Source organism: Agrilactobacillus fermenti, assembly GCF_047943045.1.
Taxonomy (GTDB): domain Bacteria; phylum Bacillota; class Bacilli; order Lactobacillales; family Lactobacillaceae; genus Agrilactobacillus; species Agrilactobacillus fermenti.
The window spans coordinates 1,018,865-1,036,529 of record NZ_CP181347.1; the positions used below are offsets into that span (position 1 = coordinate 1,018,865).

Sequence of the window (17,665 nt, forward strand, 5' to 3'; positions counted from 1 at the left end):
CGGGTGTTTATTTTTATCTATATTGTATGAAGATTTGTTAGAATGGCCATCTTTGTACTAAACGATTGTATTCATCTTCAGTAATTGGTAAGACAGAACCGTGACGGGCACCATCAGGAATTGAATAATCTTTAGGGTCCAATTTATTGAAAACACCACTATCGATATTGTCAGAAACATATGGTTCATAACCATTATCGTTATAGTGATCTAACAACAAGACCCACTTGTTCTGACCGTAAAGTTTATATGTTTCCGGACCTTCAACGTCTTTTAAATTACTCAATAACTCGGAGTAAATTGGCGTGCCTTGAGGATCTGTTAAAGCATTAACCCGGTCTTCATAGACGTGTTTTGAGTTTTCATTTTTGACAAAGCGCACAAAATGGTCATTGTTTTGAAATACCGTTGCATCAATCCGACTTTGTCCGGTTGGTGCAATGTAAGGAACAGCCTGGCTGAAATTCTTGAAATCACTAGTTCTAGAAGCCCAGATAGATAAATCTTTGTAATTATCCTCACTGTTAGACTCCGCCCAGTAAACTAAATAATTCTGCTGGATGGGATCCCAAATTGCTTCAGGTGCCCAAGTGCAGCCAGCATCGCCAGAAGCAATGGTTGAATAATCATAACCCCAACCGGTGAGGTCACTACTGCTCATAGAAAGAATAGAACGCTTGGCTGTCCCGATACCACGAGAATCATCCCAACTGGTAGCTAAGATGTGAAAACTACCATCTTTAGCACGCAAGATAAACGGATCACGCACCTGATGATTTTGAATTGGTAGTGTAGGTTGATCATGATTTAAAGCCTGATAGTGTAATCCGTCTTTGCTAACGGCAAAGTGAATTTGCTGATCGTTAGGCTTGTATTTTAATGATTTGAAATAGACAAATAAGTAGTGATTATAAACAGGTTGGTCATTGGCATCAGCCTGCGCCGTCGTTACTTGATTATCAAAATTCCCTGGACCAAAAAAAGTGAATAATGCTACAAAAGCTGCTAATAAAAGTAATTTATAATAACGCCCAGTAGCTTTAACATTTAACCTTAACATATTTACTGTCCTCCAAGACTATTAATGCAGATTCATAAACTCAAATAATTCCAGTTTTCATTATATAATATTCACAACTCTATGCCTGTTACATCTAAGTTAATTTCTGATTACAAAGCTTCAACTCTAAATCCTACTCATAAGTCCCTTGATATTATTGACTTTATGAAAAAAATGAGATATATTACAATAAATTAATTTTAGATTATAAAGTTATAAAATAATTAAAATTGGAGGAGCTAACAATTGAAACACTTAACAACTAAGTATTTTGTGATTCTGGTTATCATTTTGTCAGCCTTAATTGGTTCACCTAATTTAGCTATGGCAGAAAATGAGAAAACTCTAAATGTTACAGTTACTACACCCGCAGCAACAGCAGATCCATCTAATTTTTCCGATGCTGCAAGTGCGGATATCATGACCCAGACCATGACAGGATTATATCAGCTTGATAATCATGGCAAAGTAATCCCCGGAATTGCCACTAAGATCGTGTCACCCACCAATAATGGCAAAGTTTATACATTTGAGTTGCGCCATTCAAAATGGTCTAATGGTGAACCAGTAGTCGCCGATGACTTTGTTTATGCTTTACGTAGAATGGCCGATCCCCAGACAAAGTCGCAAATTGCCCAAATGCTGATAAATATTCAAAATTTCAAGGCAGCAATGACCGGTAAGGCAAAACCTGACACGATTGGCGTCAAGGCTTTGAGCAAATATAAACTTCAAATTACCCTGGCAAAACCGACACCTTATTTGAATACACTGTTAGCTTTGGTTGTTTATCCGCTGAATCAAAAAGCAGTGACAAAGTATGGTTCCAAATATGGTACCAATGGCCAATCTATTCTAACGAATGGCGCCTATAAGTTAGCAAATTGGAATTCGACCGCTGAAAAATGGGATTATATTAAGAACAATAATTACTTTGATGCAAAAGACGTCCATATTCAAAAAGTACATACACAAGTCATTAAAGACAGTAATACGGGCTATAATCTTTTTTCGGATGGTAAAGTCCAGGAAACGAGTCTTTCAGGAACAATGGCACGACAGAATGAGCATGACCCTGAATTAACCTATCAAAAATCAGCTCAATTGTATTATTTAGCTTATAACGCGCAAAAAAAAGCTACTGGAAATTTAGATTTTCGTAGAGCGGTCGCTTATGCAATCAATCGCAAAGCGTTAACAAACAATGTTTTACAAGATGGATCAATTCCGGCATATAACATGATTCCTACGGGATTAGCTACAAATAGCAAGAACCAAGACTTTTCTAAGGCATCGGGTAAAGACGTGACTTATGATAAACACAAAGCCCAGCAATATTGGCAAGCAGCCCAGAAAAAGTTAGGGAAAAAGGTTTCGGTCTCTTTATTGACGAGTGATGAAGACAGTGCCAAAAAAATCGCCGATTATCTTCAAGGCCAGTTACAGCAGACTTTAAAGGGGCTTTCAGTTCATATTGTAACGAATCCAGCCCAGCAGAAATTACAACAACAAGTTAAAGGCAATTTTGAGATGACTGTGCAGGGCTTTGGTTCGGGTGTCAATGATCCAATTGACTATTTGAATTTTTCTAGTGCTGGTAATAGTTTTAACTTTGGCCGCTACCATAATCAAGCATATGAAGCCGTCATGACAAAAGTAAATAGTAATGAAGATGCAAATAATGCAGATAAGCGTTGGCAAGATATGTTACGTGCTTCGAAATTACAGATGACACAGCAGCCAGTGACACCGCTATATCAAAAACGAACCCCGCGATTAATTAATAAACAGGTGAAAAACTTGAATTATTTAATGTTGATTGATGCTCAATATCGCTATGCAACCTACAAATAAATCAGGCTAAATTTTTTTGGATAGGTCGGAATATTTTTATGAAAATTAAACGAATTGATTCAAAAGTTGTTAAGGTACCTTTTAAAGCACCAGTAAAAGTGGCTTTCAAGACAATCACCGCCCAAGAAATCGTCTTATTACGGATTCAGACCGACACGGCGCTCGAAGGATTTGGTGAAGTTAGTACGATCAAAGAGGTGACTGGTGAAACTACGGCAGATATTATGGCTTTTTTAAAAGCTGTGACGCCGCTATTGTTGGATCAGGAAACTTCAGCAATTGAAACCATCCACCAAATAATGACGGCATTTTCGGTAGGCCATAGTGCCGCAAAAGCTGGGATTGACCTTGCTTTATATGATCTGTTAGGCAAACAGGCTGGGCTACCTTTATATCGCTTACTAGGTGGTGACAATTCAACTGTCAAAAGTGACATAACGTTAGGTATTGACACACCAGAAGTAATGGCTATGAAAGCAAAAAAATTAGTGGCTGCCGGTTTTGACGAATTAAAGCTCAAAGTTGGTATTGATGATGAAGCTGATTACACTGCCGTTAAAGCTGTTCGAGAAGCAGTAGGACCAAGTGTGAACCTTAAAATCGATGCCAATCAAGGTTGGACAGTCAAGCAAACGTTGCAAATGGCAGCTCGTTTGGAAAAATATAATATTATAGCAATTGAGCAACCACTGCCGCACTGGCAAATGGCAGACAATCGACTGATTCGTGCTGCGATGCCACAGCAATTGATGTTAGATGAATCTGTACATACGCCTCATGATGCGATCCAAGCGATACGACAGGACGCAACGGATATCATCAATATCAAATTGATGAAGTCGGCCGGTATTTTTGGGGCTCAAGCAATTAATAGTATTGCCGAAGCAAGTGGCGTGCCTTGTATGATCGGATGCATGGCCGAAACACGGCTAGGTATCGCCGCCGCTTTGCATTTTGCTGCTGCAAAAACAAATGTACATTATGTTGACCTAGACAGTTATTTATTTTTTAAAGAAACAGCCTATATCAGAGGTGGATTTGAACATGAAGGTGGTCGCTACCAACTTTTGGAAGCACCAGGTATTGGGGTTGAAATTAATTTTGAAGAGGTTTAACGATAAATGATCAAACAACTAAATGGTTATCTTTCAGGATTCAATTTGCTAAAAATTTATTTTGAAGGGCAACAGATATTTATCTCAGAACGTTTTGGGTCAACAGCTAAATGGTCAAAAAAAAGACAGCCTAGTACTGAGGACTATCAGCAAATATCTAAGTTTTTAAATAATGATGCTTTGAAAATTATAGATAATTGGCAGGCACAAGCATTATTCGTTGCAGCAGCTGATTTCAAAAAAACGGCCGATATTTCAACAACAACGCCTTGGGGTGGTCGTTATAGTCAAAAAGATGCGCATTACTGGTATGAGCGTCAGCACAAGTTTGCCCGGGATATGGTTATTGTTAACAATGAATTGGTTGGCCTGCAAATAATTAGTGACGATAAAACAGTCGTCTTGATTGCCCCTGGGTTTGAAGATGAAACTGTTTTGCATCAATGGCGGGTTCAACACTTGTTCAACTTGGAACCTAAAGCAATTACGACAACCACGACGATGGTTCCGATGACAGATGGTATTGAATTAGCTACTGATATTATCCTGCCGCGGGAGGGGCACACCCCTAATGCTACAATTTTGATTCGGACACCTTATAATCGTGAAAATTATGTCGATAAATATGCAATCTTTGCGAAACATGGCTATTCAGTTGTTGTTCAAGATGTTCGTGGCCGTAATCAGTCTCAAGGCGACTGGCAACTGTTTCGTCACGAGACAGAAGATGGCAATGATACGCTCAATTGGATCGCGGATCAGCCCTGGTCTAATGGTTCAATTGGGATGATTGGCGGTTCTTATTTAGGTTATGTTCAGTGGGCTGCTGCTGTGAACAATAACCCGCATTTAAAAGCGATTGTCAGCCTGGTAACTGCAGGTGGGCCATTCACAGATGCTCTGCGAAAGGGAGGCTCATTGGTTTCGGCACTTTTGCCCCTGATGTTTGCCTGGAAAGATAAACATTTTGAGCCAACGCAAATGGTTCGTAAGGATTGGACAGCGTTGTTAGACCACCGACCGATCCAAGAAATACCACTACTTGCGCTGGGCAAAGAATTACCTTATCTTAATGAAATTTTAGCCCATGATCGTGATGATGGTTTCTATACACCAATGGATTGGTATGCTAAAAGGCAAGCTATTCACGTCCCAGCTTTTATTCAATCGGGCTGGTTTGACGATGATGGCGTTGGCACGACCGAAGCAATTCGGGCAACAAATGATTATGAAAAAGGTCAACGACAAATTGTTTTAGGACCTTGGCTTCATGGCGGCAATGCCCAGTACGATTTAGGCGGCTATGTTTTAGGTCCAAATGCGTTACGGCCAGAAATGGATCTAAAACATTTACAATGGTTTGACCATTTTCTAAAGGGATATGATAACGGCATTGAAGTACAGCCAACGGTTACTTACTATCGGCTGAATGCTGATCAATGGATCAGTCAAGAAGCGTTTAATTTAGACGAACATCAAGAAAAACTATATTTAGATGCAAAGAAGCAAACGTTGTTGCAGCAAGCACCTGATTCAGAATCAATAAAGTATAACTTTGATTCCAATGAACCAACGCCATATTTAGCCGATTTGTCTAGTAACGAGGCTGCATTTGTTGCTGATTATGCTGCTGTGGAAAAACGTCAAGATTTAGTTTGCTTCACGTCACCAGTTTTAAAACAGTCAAGAGCGATTGCCGGTGTATTTACTGTTGGCATTTATGCTGCAAGTTCAGCGGTGGATACCGATTGGGTCGTGCGATTAACGGACGTTTATCCCGATGGCCGATCCATTGCGCTGGCCGATGGCGTACTCAACGGGCGCTTTCGAGCTAAGGATTGGGCACATCCCGAGTATTTGGAACCAGAAAAGCGGTATTATTTTGAAATTGAAACGTCAAAAGTTGCTGCTTTAATTAAAGCCGGGCATGCCTTGCGATTAGAGATTGCCAGTGGTGCCAAAAATCTCTTATTTACGAATAGCAATACCAAAGCTGGTTTCAATGGCACTAAATCTCAAATTGCGCATCAGACGATCTACACGGGTAAAAACCAATTATCATTTGTTGCGGTACCTTGGGTCAATTAAATTTAAAGTAAAAGGGCCTTGCTAAGAAACGCGTTTCATACATTATACTCAGTTTGTAATCAAGAAAGGAGTCATTCTCATGAATACTTACCTCATGATTCAAACTGAACAGGGCCCAGTCTATTGTTATGCTGATCTACAATTTGATACACAAAAGTTAACGTTAAAAGTAGATCAAGGTTTTCGAGCACGCCGTTACCAAGTTCCTTTATCTGAGATTCATCACATTGTCGTCGATGATTATCTAAGTGCCACTCGGGTTAGTTTTAATGATGCTCATGAAAATTTGTACGTTTTCTTCCAGAATGGCGATGCTGTGATAAACTATTTAAGAGAGAATCTTTATGTCTAGAGGTTAAATTATGGCGAACATTCGCGATATTGCCAAGGCGACAGGGTATTCTGTTTCAACAGTTTCACGCGTGCTTAATAACTATCCTTATGTTGATGAAGCCAAGCGTAAGCGTGTTTTACAAGTTATTAAAGAATTAAATTACGTGCCCAATCATGTGGCACGTAATTTGAGTTACGGTAAAACCAACAATATTGGCGTAATCATTCCTTATACGAACCATCCATATTTTGATCAGTTATTGAGTGGCATTACAGAAATGGCTTTTGAACACCATTATAAGGTGACCCTACTGCCAACAAATTATGACGCCAAAATAGAGCAGGCGTATCTAGAAGAATTTGCGGCAAAAAGCTTTGATGGGCTGATTATCACTTCTAGATCGAATTCGTTGCCCCATTTATTAAGTTTTAAAAAATACGGTTCATTAGTTTTTTGTGAAAAGTTACCACATCGTCAAGGCCCTTGTGTCTATATTGATCGAGAACATGCACTTGCTGAAGGCATTCGTTACTTACAAGACCAAGGTGTGCAGCATTTGGGTGTCACGCTAGGTCGACACAGTCGAATCAGTTATACCTCGAAAGTCACAATTGAAGCAGTACAACGATTCTATCCTAATTTTGACGTTGAGCAGGATATTTATTGGAACTGTTTAGACCCAATCATGGGTTACGATGCGGGCCAGTATTTCTATAAACATGGATTTGATGGCATCCTGACGAATACCGATTTGGTTGCGGCTGGCGTTTTGAAGGCCTATCCGACACAGAAGCACCCTAAAATTGTTGGCCGTGATAATTTGATTGTGAGTGATTTATTGCAAATTCCAACAATCGATAATCATTTGAAGCAATGTGGTGAACAGGCTTTTGAGTTGTTTTATCAAGAGAAGTCCGATCAGATTCGCATTCCATATAAGTTTATTTTGCGGTAAAAAATATTTTTAGCACTCGCTTAACACGAGTGCTAATTTGTGCTACTATATAGTTGTAAAGAGAAAGGAACCAAGAGGTTAAAGCCTCAGTTCCCAGTCATTGACTGCCTTTTAGCCAAGAAAAAATTTTTGAAAGGAAGTTTTGGACTATGGCTAATGAAGTACAACGTCGTCGTAATTATGATTGGGGTTTGGATCCATTCTTTGATAATTTGCAACATCGTTTTCTTGATTCAATGTTCCCAGAGGATATGAATCAAAATTTGAAGACAGATATTCAAGAAACGGATAAGAGCTATATTTGCGAAGTTGATTTACCTGGTGTTGAAAAGAATGATATCCATATGAATTATAATGATGGTATTTTGAACATTAATGCCAAGAAACAATCTTTTGTAGATCATGATGATAAGAATGGTAATATGATGCTTTCCGAACGCAGTTATGGTGCTTTGAGTCGGAGTTATCGGTTGCCAAATGTTGATGCTAGCAAGATCAAAGCAGAATTCAATAATGGCGTTTTGAAAGTTACACTACCTAAATTGACGGAAATTCAAAATGGTAGCAATATTGACATTCAGTAATTAGTTCAAATCCAATAAATTGAAACTTTATTATAATTGATACCAATGATATAAGGCATCGGAGCAAAATTAACGTTTTGTTTCCGATGCCTTATTTATTTTCTGATTCATGCTATTTTCTAAAGGTAGTGGTTGTACTTAATCTGGTAAAGTTATCATTTTTCGATCAAAAGGACATTAGTTTTCGCATTTTCGGCAACATATCTGGCCGTTGCACCAACTAACAAACGGGCTAAGCGATTCGTGCCTGTTTTACCCATCACAATTAAATCGGGTTGTAGTTGCTTGACCATTTGATCGGTAATAACGCTGCGGGGATCGCCTTCTTTGAGGAAGGTTTGGTAGGTGATATTAGGGTAATTCCGCGCGATTTTTTCAGCAGTCTGTAATAGTTTTGTCCCAATTTCGTGTATATCAGGGGTTGAGACCTGATACGCAGAATCACTAGCCACATAAACATGCTTAGCAACCACGGTTAAAATAAAAATTTTGGCGTGCAGCGTTTCGGCTAAATTACAGGCGTTTTTCAATGCCAGTAGAGAACGTTCACTGCCATCAATGGGTACTAATATTTTTTGAAACATAACGGAACCTCCTTGATGTTTTTGAAAGCGGATTCTAATTAGATTATATCAGGGCTCAAGGCTGATTAAAAAAATATTTTAAGGGTAAAGCCAAATACTTTTAAAAAAATAAAAGTTAATTTATAAAAAATGGTTCAAAAAATAGGTTTCAATCTGATATATTTGATTTTAATAAGCGGCGCCGTTTTCAGGTATGGTGGAGGAAGACTATGAAATATAGACGTAAAGATCAATTGGATTCATTAGAGTTAAAGCATAACTATCATCAAATTGCAGAAGATACTTATGTATTTGAAGCATCAAACCAGTGGAATAGCGCCATCAAAATCACTTTGGTTATTCATGATTTTCAAAAACAATTGGCAAGCATATCTGACAATGGCTGGACAATTAGCCTATTTGATTATCAATGTTTAAGCTATGTGCAAAAAAAATATTTTTTGAATCAATTAAGGGCCTATAATATTCAAATTGATGAGACTTTTGAGTTATATAAAGAAGTTCATTTTAAAGCTCTGGATGTTGAACTAGAGGCAATGTTTCGTATCATTCAGCGAATCAAGGCAATTTGTGCTTCTAATCCAGCTGAAACGGCTATTGATTTTGAATAATTGAGTGGCTTATTTTAAGCACAATACAAAAAATACGAGTGTTTAGGACATATTCTCCTAAAACTCGTATTTTTTTATTAAGCAAAAATAACGCGGGTTAAATCTTCTGCAGTAATCCCTAAAATAGGTGTTTGCTGTAAAAATTCAGCTAATTTGGGCATGACTTCAGCGGGGATATACTTTGTACCTTGCAGTTTTGTATTCAAAGCAGCAGTATCGATATCACCAAAAAAGTCGCCGCTGAGGTGTAAATTGGTGATTTGCCCATGATCTAGATCAATATTGAACTGAACTAAACCACCACCTGGAAGGTAAGCTTTTTTGACGAACTGTGATTTGGGCGTTTTACCATAAATAAAATCTGAATCTGCGAAGGTATGTTTAGCTAGGGCAACGATTAGTTGTTGATCTTCAGCTGTTAGTTCATAAGTATCAACATGATCAAAGCACGCTAAAATTTGTTTCGTCAATTCAGCCATAAAAGTTTCATTCGTTAGATCAGGGCGCAATGTTTTTAAATTGATCGTTCGTTGTTTTACGGAAGCAATATGCTTGGATTGTAATTTTAAATGGTCCACATTTAGCGCCTGCAACATTTGCATTTGATCGGTATCAAATAGCAAACTACCATGATGCAAAGTATAGCCGTCATGACGATATTGGGCACTGCCAGAGAATTTACGATGATTGACGACCAGATCATTGCGGCTATCACGTTGTGCCGGAATCTGTATCTGTTGTAAGGCGGTAGCGACAGTTTTTAGATAAGTATCAAAAGTCATTTCACCAGCAACATCGGGTTGAATAAAAGTGAACTGACAGCCACCTGTATCTGTGTAAATGGTGCCGCCACCAGAATAACGCCGCACAACATTAATTTTATGATCCTGAATATAATTGAAATTCAATTCGCTAACAGCGTCTTGATATTTGCCTAGCATAACCGTTGGCGTCGTGGACCACAGCATGAAGACCGGTTGCTCAAAGCGTTTTTGTGTCAACAAGTAGTATTCCAAAGCAAAATTAAAATAAACGTCTTTAGAAATTACGGGTATATAGATCATTTGTCATTTACCATAAACGGCTTCTAGCTCTTCACGAGCTTTATAAGAACTACGGACCAATGGGGAACTGGCTACAAATTTGAAGCCTCTAGACATTGCCTCTTTATAGTATTGTTCGTAACGAGACATTGGCACCCATTCACGTAATTGATAATGACGTTTGGATGGTTGAACATATTGACCAATTGTTAAGAAATCAACATCAATGGCGCGCAAATCATCCATTAATTGATAAACTTCAGGATCGGTTTCACCTAACCCAAGCATGATACCAGTTTTAACGAACATATCTTTTGGTGCATGGGCTTTCACATAAGCCAATACTTTTAAAGAAGTGTCATAAGTTGCACGATAACGCACTTTTGGCGTTAAGCTGCGGACTGTTTCCATGTTGTGGTTGAAAACATCTGGTTTAGCCGCAATCACTCGATCTAAAAGTTCGGTTTTACCTTGAAAGTCAGGTGTCAAAACTTCAATTGTCGTCTCAGGATTGTATTTACGAATCTCATTGATTACCCGGACAAATTGATCTGCACCTAAGTCTGGTAAATCATCACGGTCCACGCTTGTGACGACGACATGTTTTAAGTTCAATTTTTTAGTAGCCATGGCTACTCGTGTTGGTTCTAGGAGATCTACTGGTGCTGGACGGCCATGGGGTACGTCACAAAAACGACAAGCCCGCGTACAGTTAGGGCCTAGAATCATAAGTGAAGCGGTACCGCTACCAAAACATTCGCCTAAATTGGGACAATTGGCTTCGGCACAGACCGTATTTAGTTGCAAGCCATCTAATAAATGGGTCATTTTGTCAACTTTGCGTTGATCATAAGTCACTTTCAGCCAAGTTGGCTTCGGGGTTTCTTGTTTAACTGTTTTTGTATGTAAATCTTTCATATTATCAGTCCTATTCTTCGTTAACTTCGATTGTAGCAACTAGGTCGCCAACTTTGGTAGCAGCGCCTTCGTCAACCAACTGGGCTTTCAAGATACCATCTTCTTGACTTTGAACTTCACTAATGACTTTATCAGTTTCAACTTCGAAAAGAATGTCACCTTGTTTGACGGCATCGCCTGGCTGTTTTTGCCAAGTACCAAAGAAATATTCGTCAGATTTAGGGCTTAATTTGGGCATATGAACTTCTTTTAACATGAAGACACTTCCTAAACTTTAATTTAAACCTAATATATCACGCTTGAATTTAAAGAAAACCCTTGCACAAAAAAATAGGGAAAAACCCTAAATTTTAATTTCACTCAATTTAATTGTTGCCATGCTGTCCTAACTTAAGCTAGCTAAAATAGCTTGCCGAGTTTGCAGACCATATTTAATGAAGCCTTTAAATACTTGTTCATTGACACGATATTCGGGCGCACTAATGCTAAAAGCACCATAAACATGATGGTGTTTGATCAGATCAAAGCCAACACAAAAAATATCTGGTTGATTCTCAATGTTATCGATGGCATAGCCCTTTTTCTGAATCGTTTTTAGATTCAATTGCAGTTGTTCAGGATCAGTGATGGTGTTGGGCGTCAGTGCTTTTAGCGATGTATGCGCTAAGTAGGTTTGCAAGTCTTGGGGTTCATAGCTGGCTAGAATTGCCTTACCCATAGCACTAGAGTACATATTCATGGTACCGCCAATGCGAGATACCAGTTTGACACTACGCGGGCTTTCTAATTTATCTAATAAGACAATGCGGTGATCTTCGACGATACCTAAATTGACGGTTTCATTGGTTTCATCGCGTAGCTGTTCCAAAAATGGTCGGGTACTTGCTTTAATATCAAATGAAGCAGCGACACGTTGACCATATTCCAAAAATATCGTGCCTAAATCATAAGTTTTACGAGCAGCATTCTCGCGGATGAAACCACAATAAATGAGTGTGCGCAGGATTTTTAGAACGGTGGGTTTAGAAATTGGGACTTGATCGCTGATTTGTTTTAAGGTTAGCGGTTCTGAACTTTTGGCAATCACATCAATTAATTGTTTTGCTTTCAATAACACGGTTCCGTAGAGTGGCTGCTCTGTTGTTTCTGACATCAATAATTGCCTCCAAAAAGAATAATATTTCTTATATGGAAATATTATACGTCAATTGTTTATTTTTGTCAGGGGTAGGATTTAGCACCAAAAGAAATTAATGATTGACAAAAGAAATGTTTGGTTATATGGTTAGTTGCATGAGTGATTAACCAATTAGCTAATTGACTTTAGAACTTCCAATTGAGGTGAAAATATGCAGTTTAACTTTGACAGCGGTGTGCCGTTGTTTCAACAAGTTAATGATCAAATTGAAGAAGGTATTTTAGATGGTACTTTTCCTGAATTGACACAAATACCATCTACGACTGAAATATCGCAAGCGTTCAAAATCAATCCCGCGACAGTATTGAAAGGGGTCAATCTATTGGTTGCTAATGGTTTAGTAGAAAAGCGCCGGGGCATTGGTGTTTTTGTCAAACAAGGGGCACAAGAACAGGTGCGAACGGCACGAAAGGCAAAGTTTTTAGAAGAAGCCGTTACCCAAATTGTGCAGCAAGCACAAGAATTAAATATTTCTAAAACGCAACTGATCAAATTGATAGAAAGCAGGTATCAAGCATGAAGATCGAATTAAAAGATGTGGTCAAAAATTTTGGGCATACCAATGTTTTGAAATCAATCAATCTAACTTTTGAAACTGGGCATATTTATGGTTTACTTGGTCGCAATGGTGCGGGGAAGAGTACGCTGTTGAATTTGATCAATAATCGGATGTTTGTTTCTGATGGAACGATTGCCTTAGATGGTCACCCAATCAAAAATAATGAACAAGCCTTGAATCAATTGTTTATGACGAGTGAAGATACACTTTACCCAGGTGACATGCGGGTTAAAAAAATGTGGCGGACAACACAAGATTTTTATGGCACTTTTGACTGGTCATTTGCCAAGCGATTGGCACGTAATTTTAATCTGGATCCTAATTTTAAACTAAAAAAATTATCCACGGGTAATCGTAGTATTGCCAAGCTGATCACTGCTTTGGGGGCACCAACTAAATTTATTTTTTTGGATGAACCAACTTTAGGGATGGATGCTACTAATCGGGATATTTTTTATCAAGCTTTATTAGAAAAATTTGGCTCTGGTGATCAAAGTCTGATTTTATCAACGCACCTGATTCAAGAGGTCGAAAAAATGATTGATCATATTTTTGTAATTGATCATGGTCAATTGATTGAGGATCAAACTGTTGAAACAGTTCAAAGTCATGCATTTGCCATTTCTGGATCTGAAACTTTGATCAAGGAGCATATTGCGTCAAGCAAGATCATGTCCGTAGAACCCTTTGGCAAACAATATAAAGTCTATGTTCGAGATTATAATTTGGCCGATTTACCGGACAGTTTACATGCTGAACCGTTGGATCTGCAAGCTTATTTTGTGAAATTAACGAATCGAGGGACGTTCTAATGAAATTTAAGGCGACGACATTATATAATTTTAAGCAGCAAGGCTTAACGCTGATCTGCTTTATGGTAGCCATTGTTCTATTTACGATCGCATTACCATTATTGGGGACCTTATTTACGAGCAATGCCCAAATTTATGGTGCTACTGATTTAATGTTACTTTTCATAATTATTAGCTTTATCAGTGGCTATATCGCTCTATCGCAAAAGAACTTTAATTTATTCATGCAAAATGGCGTTAGTCGGCCTACTGTCATTAGTGTTGCTTTGATCTTGAACGTTATCTTTGCATTGATCAATACGCTTCTAGCACAGAGTATCCATGGGACGCTTAGGACAAACCATTTTCGGATGCGGTTTGTGAACTTTATTAATGATTTTTATGGGCCGAATAGTTCTTACGGCAATCATAATATTGTCTGGCGTTTTTTGTTTATCCTATTAGTACTGTTTGCGATTGCTAACCTCGGTAGTATTCTGGGTGCGTTTTGGAGTCGCTTTGGTCGAATTCCTCGAATTATCCTGGTTCTACTAGTCATTTTCACACCCACAATTTTAATGAATGTCTATCGACTTTTATCGCCGACAGCGCAAGCTCATGTGAAAATCATTATAGCTCAACTTATCGGGATACAAGCACACAGTGGGATTGAACCGCTAATTACGCTGTTAGTGATTGGTTTGCTGACCGGTCTGATAGTTTATGTATTGAATTTCAAACGTGAATTGAAACGTAGTTAAAGTAGCCTTAAACTAAACTAGTAGCCGTAAAATCTTTAAATTTTACTAGAATTAAAACGCTATCATGGTAATATATTAGTTGTATAAGAGCCATATGGCTAGCTTGAACCATGAAGGAGTTTTATAAAAGATGAAAGTTTTGACATTTGGTGAAATGATGTTACGTTTAAAACCACCGATCAGCGGCCGAATCTTACAGACAGACCAATTTGAAGCAACGTATGGCGGTGCGGAAGCTAATGTAGCCGTATCTTTAGCTTTGCAAGGCGATGAAGCTGCCTTTTTGACCAAGTTTCCCGATAATTTATTAGGCGATGCGGCGCTGAGTACTTTGCGTAAATATGGCGTAGATACAAGTAGAATACGCCGTGGTGGGCCACGTTTAGGTATTTATTTCTTTGAAAAGGGCGCCAGTGTACGCGGTACCAATGTGGTGTACGATCGTGCTGGTAGCGCATTTGCGACTTCAAAAGCTCATGAATATGATTGGAATCAGCTTTTTGATGGAATTTCGCATTTTTATTTCTCTGGGATCACGCCAGCTATTTCAGCTGAATTGCAAGCGACTGTGTTAGCTGCTTGTAAGTATTGTCAAGCGCACAATATCACGGTTATTTGTGATATGAATTACCGTGGTAAAATGTGGTCACCTGCAGCTGCACAAGCGTTCACTAAGCAAGTTATGCCCTATGTGACTGTTTGTATCGCTCATGATGAAGATTTTGAGGCCAGTCTTGGGATTCAGGCTTTTGATGGGGATATGACCAATGGTATCGCTCAACGAGACAGTTTCCAGGCTGGCATGCAGGAAGTGATCAAGCGCTATCCTAATGTTAAAATGGTTGCGAGTGTTCTGCGGAATATTTATTCGGTTGAAGATAGTCAATGGACCGCCATGATTTTAAGTAATGGTCAATTTTATAATAGTCCGCAATACCAGATGCACGTTTATGAAGGCGTTGCTGGGGGCGATGCGTTTGGGGCTGGCTTAGTCCATGGCATTTTGAACCATTATGAGTTACAGGATCAAGTAAACTATGCGATTGCTGCCAGCGTTTTAAAATTAACCATTAGTGGCGACTTAAACCTAGTCAGTGAGGCTGAAATCAAGCACGTCATGGCGACACAAGGTGGCAGTGCCATGAGCCGTTAATATGAAAAGTGAGGTTTTATAGATTGCAATCTATTGGCCCAGATCAATCACAAGTATTAGAACAATTACCTGAACAGATCAAAACAACTTGGCGCATCACTGCCTTAATGAATGGATTTTGGCTTTTATTACCTTTAGTTGGGGCAATTTTAGCTTGGCAGTTTTGGCGGTGGCCAATTTGGGTGGTGATCATTGCTGGCTGCTTATTTATTGTATTACCAGCAATTCAGTTAAGTATTGTTCCGTACCGCTACCATTTCACGGGGTATCTTATTTCCAATGAATTTGTGACATTACAATCTGGTTTTTTCTTCCGCAAACAAGTTACGATTCCGATCACACGTATTCAAAATGTGACCTTAGAACAAGGCCCAGTTTTGCGATGGCAAAAATTACAGGCCGTTCGAATTGACACGGCAGCCACTAGTCATCACATTGAAGGCGTATCCGTAAAAAAAGCAGATGCATTGAAGACAGCAATTGTGCGATATGCTTTGGAGGAACAGGATGACTAAACACTTACATCCTTTGGCGATAGCCGTTAATTTACGTGATATAGTAGTGCAAAACTTTTTCTGGTTGATACTCATTGGCGTTAACTTTAGGAAATTGTTGCAAAAAGGTTGGTTTATCCCCGTTTGTGTTGGTATTAGCGGTTTCTTTGTCGGTTGGGCAATATTAAAATATTGGCGTTTTACTTTTGCAATTCGTAATTCAGCACTGACCATTCACTATGGCATCATCGTACGTCACCAGGAACACATTCCATTTAGCCGGATTCAAACGGTTCGTGAAAACCAGCCATGGTATTTACGTCCCTTGGGTCTGTACCAATTGGAAATCGAAACTTCTGGTAAAAGTTTGAATAAAGCCGAAGCACAGTTAGCGGTGGTTTCAGCAGCGGTTGTGCGTGAACTGGCACAAAGACGCCAAAGCAATGTCGATTCAGAATCTCAGGAAATTACAGCAGACACGCCGGTTCATTCAAAGACAGCCGAAGCAACCTATGATATTAAAAATCGAGATCTAAATATTTTTGCGTTGACATCTCAAGGTATTGTACCGGTAATCTTGGTCTTGTCGTGGATTGTGAATAAATTGCAAGAGTGGTTACCAGCGGCCTATTGGCATAAAGTTGAACGAAGTTTTGCCGGTTAATCGCTGCTGATTTTGGCTGTACTGATTCTAGGTGTACTTGTAATCGGATTGTTGGTTTCCTACGCCCAGCAGTTGATCAAGTTTTTTCATTTTCATGCGCAGCGGCAAGGCCACCAACTTTTAATCAGTCAAGGACTGTTTTCCCGGCATCAAACAACGACAGATTTGAAACGAATTCAAGCGATTTGCTTATCACAAACTGCCTTGCGTCAAATTTTTCACTTAGTGTCGGTAGAATTATTGCTGGCTGCTAGCCAAGATTCTGGACAGCAGAAGAATGTTTTGGCAGTACCGGTGATTCAGCGGTCAGCAGTTTGGCAGCAATTGAAGCAATTATTACAAATATCGGTCGATTTAAATTTTAAGTTAACTCAAATTGTGTCACAAAATCGCTGGTATTATCTGCGCAACAACTTTTTGTGGAGTTTACTGATTGTCATTCACATGACTGGCTGGCGATGGCCTTGGGGGGGGTTGAGTGTTTTGGTCACAATTTTTGCCGTTTTGGCTGGGATATATGCCAGTCGCAATACTGGCTATTATATTGAAAGTCAACAGCGGCTATATTTACAGTCCGCCAGAGTTTTTCAGCGAGATTTATTTATAATTGATAAACGTAAAATTCAATCATTGGTATGGCAGCAATCTTGGTGGATGCAAGCCAAACATAATTACCATTTAATCGTTAATGTTCGCCAGAATAACGGCAATCATGCAATCCGACTGAAATATTTGACCCATCAGCAAGCACAGCAGATTCAAAGTTGGTACAAATCAATTTAGAGAATCGTTCATGGGTTGATCAAAAAATAGATCTATTGATGAAGGGTAACACCACTTCAGTCAATGGATTTTTTTATATATAAAAATCCCGCCACTCATCAGGGACGGGATAAAAT

20 protein-coding genes are annotated in these 17,665 nt (G+C 39.0%); 14 read left to right on the plus strand and 6 right to left on the minus strand.

Annotation, left to right across the window (positions count from 1 at the left end; genetic code table 11):
- Nucleotides 1-37 precede the first annotated feature (37 nt).
- The gene (locus ACNAN0_RS04985; RefSeq protein WP_230914262.1) at nucleotides 38-1,060 is read right to left on the minus strand and encodes a glycoside hydrolase family 43 protein; all 1,023 of its coding nucleotides are present in this window, start codon (nucleotides 1,058-1,060) and stop codon (nucleotides 38-40) included.
- A 246-nt stretch (nucleotides 1,061-1,306) separates the two neighbouring features.
- Here ACNAN0_RS04985 and ACNAN0_RS04990 point away from each other — a divergent pair, with 246 nt between their 5' ends.
- From ACNAN0_RS04990 to ACNAN0_RS05015, 6 genes are all read left to right on the plus strand, one after another.
- Nucleotides 1,307-2,914 (plus strand): peptide ABC transporter substrate-binding protein, encoded by a 1,608-nt coding sequence (locus ACNAN0_RS04990; RefSeq protein ID WP_416354038.1) that lies wholly within the window; start codon nucleotides 1,307-1,309, stop codon nucleotides 2,912-2,914.
- Between the two features lie 38 nt (nucleotides 2,915-2,952).
- A complete protein-coding gene (locus ACNAN0_RS04995) occupies nucleotides 2,953-4,029 on the plus strand; it encodes a mandelate racemase/muconate lactonizing enzyme family protein (protein ID WP_230914264.1) in 1,077 nt (358 codons plus the stop codon).
- A 6-nt stretch (nucleotides 4,030-4,035) separates the two neighbouring features.
- Complete coding sequence (locus tag ACNAN0_RS05000; protein WP_416354039.1) at nucleotides 4,036-6,117, plus strand: CocE/NonD family hydrolase; 2,082 nt, start codon at nucleotides 4,036-4,038, stop codon at nucleotides 6,115-6,117.
- Nucleotides 6,118-6,196: 79 nt separating this feature from the next.
- Nucleotides 6,197-6,469, plus strand: coding sequence for a hypothetical protein (locus tag ACNAN0_RS05005; RefSeq protein ID WP_230914266.1), 273 nt, complete (start codon nucleotides 6,197-6,199; stop codon nucleotides 6,467-6,469).
- 10 nt (nucleotides 6,470-6,479) lie between these two features.
- Nucleotides 6,480-7,406, plus strand: coding sequence for a LacI family DNA-binding transcriptional regulator (locus ACNAN0_RS05010; protein ID WP_230914267.1), 927 nt, complete (start codon nucleotides 6,480-6,482; stop codon nucleotides 7,404-7,406).
- A gap of 149 nt (nucleotides 7,407-7,555) precedes the next feature.
- Complete coding sequence (locus ACNAN0_RS05015; protein ID WP_230914268.1) at nucleotides 7,556-7,990, plus strand: Hsp20/alpha crystallin family protein; 435 nt, start codon at nucleotides 7,556-7,558, stop codon at nucleotides 7,988-7,990.
- Between the two features lie 155 nt (nucleotides 7,991-8,145).
- Here the strand turns inward: ACNAN0_RS05015 and ACNAN0_RS05020 are convergent, their stop codons facing one another.
- Complete coding sequence (locus tag ACNAN0_RS05020) at nucleotides 8,146-8,574, minus strand: universal stress protein (protein WP_230914269.1); 429 nt, start codon at nucleotides 8,572-8,574, stop codon at nucleotides 8,146-8,148.
- 209 nt (nucleotides 8,575-8,783) lie between these two features.
- Here ACNAN0_RS05020 and ACNAN0_RS05025 point away from each other — a divergent pair, with 209 nt between their 5' ends.
- On the plus strand, nucleotides 8,784-9,185 hold the full coding sequence (locus tag ACNAN0_RS05025; RefSeq protein ID WP_416354040.1) for a hypothetical protein: 402 nt from the start codon (nucleotides 8,784-8,786) through the stop codon (nucleotides 9,183-9,185).
- A 77-nt stretch (nucleotides 9,186-9,262) separates the two neighbouring features.
- Here the strand turns inward: ACNAN0_RS05025 and ACNAN0_RS05030 are convergent, their stop codons facing one another.
- From ACNAN0_RS05030 to ACNAN0_RS05045, 4 genes are all read right to left on the minus strand, one after another.
- Entirely contained in the window at nucleotides 9,263-10,249 is a 987-nt protein-coding gene (locus ACNAN0_RS05030) for a lipoate--protein ligase (RefSeq protein WP_416354041.1), read from the minus strand.
- A 3-nt stretch (nucleotides 10,250-10,252) separates the two neighbouring features.
- A complete protein-coding gene (gene lipA / locus ACNAN0_RS05035) occupies nucleotides 10,253-11,146 on the minus strand; it encodes a lipoyl synthase (protein WP_416354042.1) in 894 nt (297 codons plus the stop codon).
- A gap of 10 nt (nucleotides 11,147-11,156) precedes the next feature.
- The gene (locus tag ACNAN0_RS05040) at nucleotides 11,157-11,402 is read right to left on the minus strand and encodes a lipoyl domain-containing protein (protein WP_230914273.1); all 246 of its coding nucleotides are present in this window, start codon (nucleotides 11,400-11,402) and stop codon (nucleotides 11,157-11,159) included.
- 129 nt (nucleotides 11,403-11,531) lie between these two features.
- Nucleotides 11,532-12,299, minus strand: a complete 768-nt coding sequence (locus tag ACNAN0_RS05045) for an IclR family transcriptional regulator (RefSeq protein WP_416354043.1) — start codon at nucleotides 12,297-12,299, stop codon at nucleotides 11,532-11,534.
- 196 nt (nucleotides 12,300-12,495) lie between these two features.
- Between ACNAN0_RS05045 and ACNAN0_RS05050 the strand changes: the two genes are divergently transcribed.
- The 7 genes from ACNAN0_RS05050 (at nucleotide 12,496) to ACNAN0_RS05080 (ending at nucleotide 17,549) form a co-directional block, all read left to right on the plus strand.
- Nucleotides 12,496-12,864 carry a GntR family transcriptional regulator gene (locus ACNAN0_RS05050; protein WP_230914275.1) on the plus strand — a complete coding sequence of 123 codons (369 nt, stop codon included), beginning with the start codon at nucleotides 12,496-12,498 and terminating at the stop codon, nucleotides 12,862-12,864.
- The gene (locus tag ACNAN0_RS05055; RefSeq protein WP_416354044.1) at nucleotides 12,861-13,715 is read left to right on the plus strand and encodes an ATP-binding cassette domain-containing protein; all 855 of its coding nucleotides are present in this window, start codon (nucleotides 12,861-12,863) and stop codon (nucleotides 13,713-13,715) included. The genes ACNAN0_RS05050 and ACNAN0_RS05055 overlap by 4 nt, the downstream gene beginning before the upstream one ends.
- Nucleotides 13,715-14,455, plus strand: coding sequence for a hypothetical protein (locus ACNAN0_RS05060; RefSeq protein WP_416354045.1), 741 nt, complete (start codon nucleotides 13,715-13,717; stop codon nucleotides 14,453-14,455). The genes ACNAN0_RS05055 and ACNAN0_RS05060 overlap by 1 nt, the downstream gene beginning before the upstream one ends.
- A gap of 130 nt (nucleotides 14,456-14,585) precedes the next feature.
- Entirely contained in the window at nucleotides 14,586-15,608 is a 1,023-nt protein-coding gene (locus tag ACNAN0_RS05065) for a sugar kinase (RefSeq protein WP_416354046.1), read from the plus strand.
- 23 nt (nucleotides 15,609-15,631) lie between these two features.
- On the plus strand, nucleotides 15,632-16,123 hold the full coding sequence (locus tag ACNAN0_RS05070) for a PH domain-containing protein (RefSeq protein ID WP_230914279.1): 492 nt from the start codon (nucleotides 15,632-15,634) through the stop codon (nucleotides 16,121-16,123).
- Nucleotides 16,116-16,766, plus strand: a complete 651-nt coding sequence (locus ACNAN0_RS05075; RefSeq protein WP_416354047.1) for a PH domain-containing protein — start codon at nucleotides 16,116-16,118, stop codon at nucleotides 16,764-16,766. The genes ACNAN0_RS05070 and ACNAN0_RS05075 overlap by 8 nt, the downstream gene beginning before the upstream one ends.
- A gap of 12 nt (nucleotides 16,767-16,778) precedes the next feature.
- A complete protein-coding gene (locus tag ACNAN0_RS05080; RefSeq protein ID WP_416354048.1) occupies nucleotides 16,779-17,549 on the plus strand; it encodes a PH domain-containing protein in 771 nt (256 codons plus the stop codon).
- Nucleotides 17,550-17,665: the final 116 nt, after the last annotated feature.

What these genes read in the sequence shown, in the direction of transcription:
- ACNAN0_RS04985 (WP_230914262.1), bottom strand. Translation starts at nt 1,060, where the DNA reads ATGTTAAGGTTAAATGTTAAAGCTACTGGGCGTTATTATAAATTACTT.
- ACNAN0_RS04995 (WP_230914264.1), top strand. Translation starts at nt 2,953, where the DNA reads ATGAAAATTAAACGAATTGATTCAAAAGTTGTTAAGGTACCTTTTAAA.
- ACNAN0_RS05000 (WP_416354039.1), top strand. Translation starts at nt 4,036, where the DNA reads ATGATCAAACAACTAAATGGTTATCTTTCAGGATTCAATTTGCTAAAA.
- ACNAN0_RS05005 (WP_230914266.1), top strand. Translation starts at nt 6,197, where the DNA reads ATGAATACTTACCTCATGATTCAAACTGAACAGGGCCCAGTCTATTGT.
- ACNAN0_RS05010 (WP_230914267.1), top strand. Translation starts at nt 6,480, where the DNA reads ATGGCGAACATTCGCGATATTGCCAAGGCGACAGGGTATTCTGTTTCA.
- ACNAN0_RS05015 (WP_230914268.1), top strand. Translation starts at nt 7,556, where the DNA reads ATGGCTAATGAAGTACAACGTCGTCGTAATTATGATTGGGGTTTGGAT.
- ACNAN0_RS05020 (WP_230914269.1), bottom strand. Translation starts at nt 8,574, where the DNA reads ATGTTTCAAAAAATATTAGTACCCATTGATGGCAGTGAACGTTCTCTA.
- ACNAN0_RS05025 (WP_416354040.1), top strand. Translation starts at nt 8,784, where the DNA reads ATGAAATATAGACGTAAAGATCAATTGGATTCATTAGAGTTAAAGCAT.
- ACNAN0_RS05030 (WP_416354041.1), bottom strand. Translation starts at nt 10,249, where the DNA reads ATGATCTATATACCCGTAATTTCTAAAGACGTTTATTTTAATTTTGCT.
- lipA (WP_416354042.1), bottom strand. Translation starts at nt 11,146, where the DNA reads ATGAAAGATTTACATACAAAAACAGTTAAACAAGAAACCCCGAAGCCA.
- ACNAN0_RS05040 (WP_230914273.1), bottom strand. Translation starts at nt 11,402, where the DNA reads ATGTTAAAAGAAGTTCATATGCCCAAATTAAGCCCTAAATCTGACGAA.
- ACNAN0_RS05045 (WP_416354043.1), bottom strand. Translation starts at nt 12,299, where the DNA reads ATGTCAGAAACAACAGAGCAGCCACTCTACGGAACCGTGTTATTGAAA.
- ACNAN0_RS05050 (WP_230914275.1), top strand. Translation starts at nt 12,496, where the DNA reads ATGCAGTTTAACTTTGACAGCGGTGTGCCGTTGTTTCAACAAGTTAAT.
- ACNAN0_RS05055 (WP_416354044.1), top strand. Translation starts at nt 12,861, where the DNA reads ATGAAGATCGAATTAAAAGATGTGGTCAAAAATTTTGGGCATACCAAT.
- ACNAN0_RS05060 (WP_416354045.1), top strand. Translation starts at nt 13,715, where the DNA reads ATGAAATTTAAGGCGACGACATTATATAATTTTAAGCAGCAAGGCTTA.
- ACNAN0_RS05065 (WP_416354046.1), top strand. Translation starts at nt 14,586, where the DNA reads ATGAAAGTTTTGACATTTGGTGAAATGATGTTACGTTTAAAACCACCG.
- ACNAN0_RS05075 (WP_416354047.1), top strand. Translation starts at nt 16,116, where the DNA reads ATGACTAAACACTTACATCCTTTGGCGATAGCCGTTAATTTACGTGAT.